Origin of the sequence: Pseudomonas sp. S4_EA_1b, from assembly GCF_016307435.1 — a bacterium.
Lineage (GTDB): Bacteria > Pseudomonadota > Gammaproteobacteria > Pseudomonadales > Pseudomonadaceae > Aquipseudomonas > Aquipseudomonas rhodesiae.
The window spans coordinates 1-4,307 of record NZ_JAEILC010000185.1 but is presented as its reverse complement, the minus strand read 5'-3'; the positions used below and the strand labels follow the sequence as shown (position 1 = coordinate 4,307).

Below are 4,307 nucleotides of genomic sequence, written 5' to 3'. Positions count from 1 at the left end.
CTTCTGGAATCTGCCGTCAACCACTATTTTCATAATTCTGTCGTACTGGTCAAAAAACGCCCCAAAGCACGAAAGCCGGCCCTAATGGGCCGGCTTCCCGCCTAGCCAACGAGGGCTAAAGGCTGGGAAAAGCAAACTGTGACGCTTCATGACTGGCCCGCTGCGGCCAACGCTGGGTAATCGCCTTGCGCCGAGTGTAAAAGCGCACACCATCCGGCCCATACGCATGCAAGTCGCCAAACAGCGATCGCTTCCAGCCACCAAAGCTGTGATAAGCCACCGGCACCGGCAGCGGAACGTTCACACCCACCATGCCCACTTCGATTTCGTCACAGAACAGACGTGCCGCTTCACCATCACGGGTGAAGATACAAGTGCCGTTGCCATACTCGTGATCATTGATCAGTTGCATCGCAGCTTCCAGGCTGTCTACCCGAACCACGCACAACACTGGGCCAAAAATCTCTTCTTTATAGATACGCATCTCAGGGGTTACGCGATCAAACAGGCTACCGCCGAGGAAGAAGCCCTGCTCATGACCGGCAACACTCAACCCGCGACCATCGACCACCAACTCAGCGCCGGCAGCCACGCCGTCTTCTATATAGCCGCTGACCTTGTCCCGCGCCTGCCCAGTGACCAACGGCCCCATATCCAGGCCGCAAGACGTGCCTGCGCCAATCTTCAATGCCTTGACCTGCGGCACCAACTTGGCAATCAAAGCATCGGCGACCTGGTCGCCCACGCACACGGCCACCGAGATCGCCATGCAACGCTCGCCGCATGATCCGTAGGCAGCCCCCATCAAGGCACTGACCGCGTTATCCAGATCGGCGTCCGGCATCAATACCGCATGGTTCTTCGCTCCGCCCAGCGCCTGTACACGCTTGCCGCGTTTGGTCGCTTCGGAATAGATGTACTCAGCAATCGGCGTCGATCCTACAAAGCTCAAAGCTTTTACTTCAGGCGCTTCGATCAACGCATCCACCGCCCCTTTGTCTCCGTGCACCACATTGAGGACGCCTTTGGGCAGACCGGCTTCTTGCAACAGTTGTGCGATCAGCAGCGTCGAGCTTGGATCGCGCTCCGAAGGTTTGAGAATGAAGCAGTTGCCGCAGACGATCGCCAACGGGTACATCCACAAAGGCACCATCGCCGGGAAATTGAACGGCGTAATACCGGCCACTACACCCAGGGGCTGGAAGTCCGACCACGCATCGATGTTCGGCCCAACGTTACGGCTGTATTCGCCCTTGAGAATCTCCGGCGCCGAGCACGCATACTCGACATTTTCGATCCCGCGCTTGAGCTCGCCGGCGGCATCTTCCAACGTTTTGCCATGCTCCTCGCTGATCAACTGCGAGATGCGGGCTTCGTTCTGCTCCAGCAATTGCTTGAAACGAAACATCACCTGAGCGCGCTTAGCCGCCGGCGTATTGCGCCAGGCCGGAAAGGCCGCCTTCGCTGCGTCGATTGCACGCTGGATAGTTTCACGGCTGGCCAACGGCACTTGGTGAATCACCTGGCCGGTGGACGGGTTATACACATCAGCGCTGCGACCGCTGTCGTTGACCAACTCGCCATTGATCAAATGCTGGATAAGGCTCATGCAGGGCTCCCGAAAAGTTGTTCTATATAGAAGGAGAAATCAGTCGATTTTGTTCAGCACGTCGCCGACCACGTCGAACAAGCGATCCAGGTCCTGCGGCTTGCTGTTGAAGGTAGGCCCGAACTGCAGCGTGTCGCCACCAAAGCGCACGTAGAACCCCGCCTTCCACAAAGCCATGCCGGCCTCGAATGGACGCACAATGGCGTCTCCGTCACGCGGGGCAATCTGGATCGCGCCGGCCAGGCCATAGTTGCGAATGTCGATTACGTTCTTGCTGCCCTTCAAACCGTGCAGCGCATTCTCAAAGTGCGGAGCGACTTCGGCTACGCTCTGCACCAGGTTTTCCTTCTGCAATAGGTCCAACGCCGCCAGGCCCGCCGCGCAAGCGACCGGGTGCGCCGAGTAGGTGTAGCCGTGGGGGAACTCCACTGCGTACTCCGGCGTCGCCTGGTTCATGAAGGTTTGATAGATCTCGCTGCTGGCAATCACTGCGCCCATGGGGATCGCGCCGTTGGTGACTTGCTTGGCGATGCACATCAAGTCCGGGGTCACACCAAAGCTGTCCGCACCGAACATCGAGCCGGTGCGGCCGAAACCGGTGATCACTTCATCGAATACCAGCAGGATATTGTGCTGATCGCAGATCTCGCGCAGGCGCTTGAGGTAACCCTGTGGCGGCACCAGCACGCCCGCCGAACCGGCCATCGGCTCGACGAACACCGCGGCGATGTTCGACGCGTCATGCAGCTCGATCAACTTGAGCAACTCATCTGCCAAGGCGATGCCGCCCTGCTCAGGCATGCCGCGGGAAAACGCATTGCTTGCCAGCAAGGTGTGCGGGAGATGGTCAACATCCATCAGCGCCTGGCCAAACATCTTACGGTTACCGTTCACACCGCCAAGGCTGGTGCCGGCGATGTTCACCCCGTGATAACCCCGTGCGCGGCCTATCATCTTGGTCTTGGTGGCCTGGCCTTTTAAGCGCCAGTAAGCCCGCACCATCTTCACCGCGGTGTCGGCGCACTCGGAGCCAGAATCGGTGAAAAACACATGATTGAGGTTTCCGGGGGTCAGATCGGTAATCTTTTCCGCCAGTTGAAAGGACAGCGGATGACCATATTGGAAGCCCGGCGAGTAGTCCAACGTGCCCAATTGCTTGGCCACCGCTTCCTGAATTTCTTTGCGGGTGTGCCCGGCGCCGCAGGTCCACAGGCCTGATAACGAATCGTAGACCTTGCGCCCCTTGTCATCCGTCAGCCAGCTACCCTCTGCGGCCACGATCAGGCGTGGCTCGCGCTGGAAATTACGGTTAGCGGTATACGGCATCCAATGCGCATCCAACTTGAGTTGGCTGGCCAGGGACGAAGGGGCGTTTTCGGGCATATTCATCAGCAAAACCTCGCAGGGCAAAAGGCAGCGTCGGGATTGAAAGCGTTCTTGCAGCTAAATTGCCATGGCGATAAAGTCGGTGAAATCCAACTTTTCTAACCTTCAGTCAGGGCTTCACTAAACTATGAGCATCCGTCGTCCCGATCCCCTGGCTCAAGTCAGCGACTTTGATATCCGCTTATTGCGCATCTTTCGCAGCGTGGTGGAATGCGGCGGGTTCTCGGCGGCAGAAACCGTGCTCGGCATCGGGCGCTCGGCCATCAGCCAGCAAATGAGCGACCTTGAACAGCGGCTGGGATTGAGGCTCTGCCAGCGTGGCCGCGCGGGGTTTTCGCTCACGGAGGAAGGGCGCGAGGTGTACCAGTCGGCCCTGCAGTTGTTGAGCGCGCTGGAAAGTTTTCGCACCGAGGTCAACGGCCTGCACCAGCACTTACGCGGCGAATTAATCATCGGTCTCACCGACAACCTTGTCACCCTGCCTCACATGCGCATCACACACGCCTTGGCACAATTGAAGGAACGGGGCCCGGACGTGCAGATTCAGATCCGCATGATCGCACCCAACGAAGTGGAGCAAGGCGTACTCGACGGCCGCCTGCATGTGGGAGTTGTGCCCCAAGCCAGCGCGCTGTCCGGCCTGGAATACCAGCCGCTCTACAGCGAACGTTCGCTGCTTTACTGCGCAGTCGGTCATCCGCTGTTCTATGCCGACGACAAAGCGCTGGACGACACCCGCATCGATAGCCAGGACGCAATCGCCCCGACCTTTCGCCTGCCCGCAGACATCCAGGCTCACTACCAGGCGCTCAACTGCACCGCCAGCGCGTCGGACCGCGAAGGCATGGCGTTTCTGATCCTCACTGGTCGCTATATCGGCTATTTACCTGATCACTACGCCAACCTATGGGTACAACAAGGCCGACTGCGTGCGCTGAAACCGGCTACACGTTTTTACGATTTGAGCCTGGCATCGGTCACGCGCAAGGGCCGTCGCCCTCATTTGGTGCTGGAAAGCTTTCTCGACAGCTTGGCTGCAACACGCTAAATCGGGCCTCGGCGCAAAAGCTGAGCAACTGGACAGCTTTTTGCAAGGGCATCAGGACCTAGAACCGTCCGCCTTGAGTTTGCCCGCCATGCCACCAGAATCCTCCAGCCCCAGCGACCTGATCTACGGTCTCAACGACCGCCCAAAACCCGCCCCCGCCCTATTTGCCGCGCTTGCAGCATGTGTTTGCCGCCTTCGTCGGTATCATCACTCCGCCGCTGATCATCGGCTCCACCCTCGGCCTTACCGCGCATTTGCCCTACC

3 protein-coding genes and 1 pseudogene are annotated in these 4,307 nt (G+C 58.9%); 2 read left to right on the top strand and 2 right to left on the bottom strand.

All coding sequences use genetic code 11. The annotated features are described in order from the left end of the window. Window positions 1–115 precede the first annotated feature (115 nt). A complete protein-coding gene (locus tag YA0848_RS35215) occupies window positions 116–1,609 on the bottom strand; it encodes a CoA-acylating methylmalonate-semialdehyde dehydrogenase (RefSeq protein WP_040265107.1) in 1,494 nt (497 codons plus the stop codon). A gap of 39 nt (window positions 1,610–1,648) precedes the next feature. After that, on the bottom strand, window positions 1,649–2,998 hold the full coding sequence (locus tag YA0848_RS35210) for an aspartate aminotransferase family protein (RefSeq protein ID WP_169902857.1): 1,350 nt from the start codon (window positions 2,996–2,998) through the stop codon (window positions 1,649–1,651). Between the two features lie 124 nt (window positions 2,999–3,122). On the opposite strand from YA0848_RS35210, the gene YA0848_RS35205 reads away from it, so the two are divergent. Both YA0848_RS35205 and YA0848_RS36305 read left to right on the top strand, forming a co-directional pair. Continuing rightward, entirely contained in the window at window positions 3,123–4,043 is a 921-nt protein-coding gene (locus YA0848_RS35205; protein ID WP_034095736.1) for a LysR family transcriptional regulator, read from the top strand. An 88-nt stretch (window positions 4,044–4,131) separates the two neighbouring features. Further along, window positions 4,132–4,307: pseudogene (locus YA0848_RS36305) on the top strand (xanthine permease XanP); the annotation flags it as partial.

Coding starts and splice junctions, on each gene's coding strand:
- YA0848_RS35215 (WP_040265107.1), bottom strand. CDS start 1,609: ATGAGCCTTATCCAGCATTTGATCAATGGCGAGTTGGTCAACGACAGC.
- YA0848_RS35210 (WP_169902857.1), bottom strand. CDS start 2,998: ATGAATATGCCCGAAAACGCCCCTTCGTCCCTGGCCAGCCAACTCAAG.
- YA0848_RS35205 (WP_034095736.1), top strand. CDS start 3,123: ATGAGCATCCGTCGTCCCGATCCCCTGGCTCAAGTCAGCGACTTTGAT.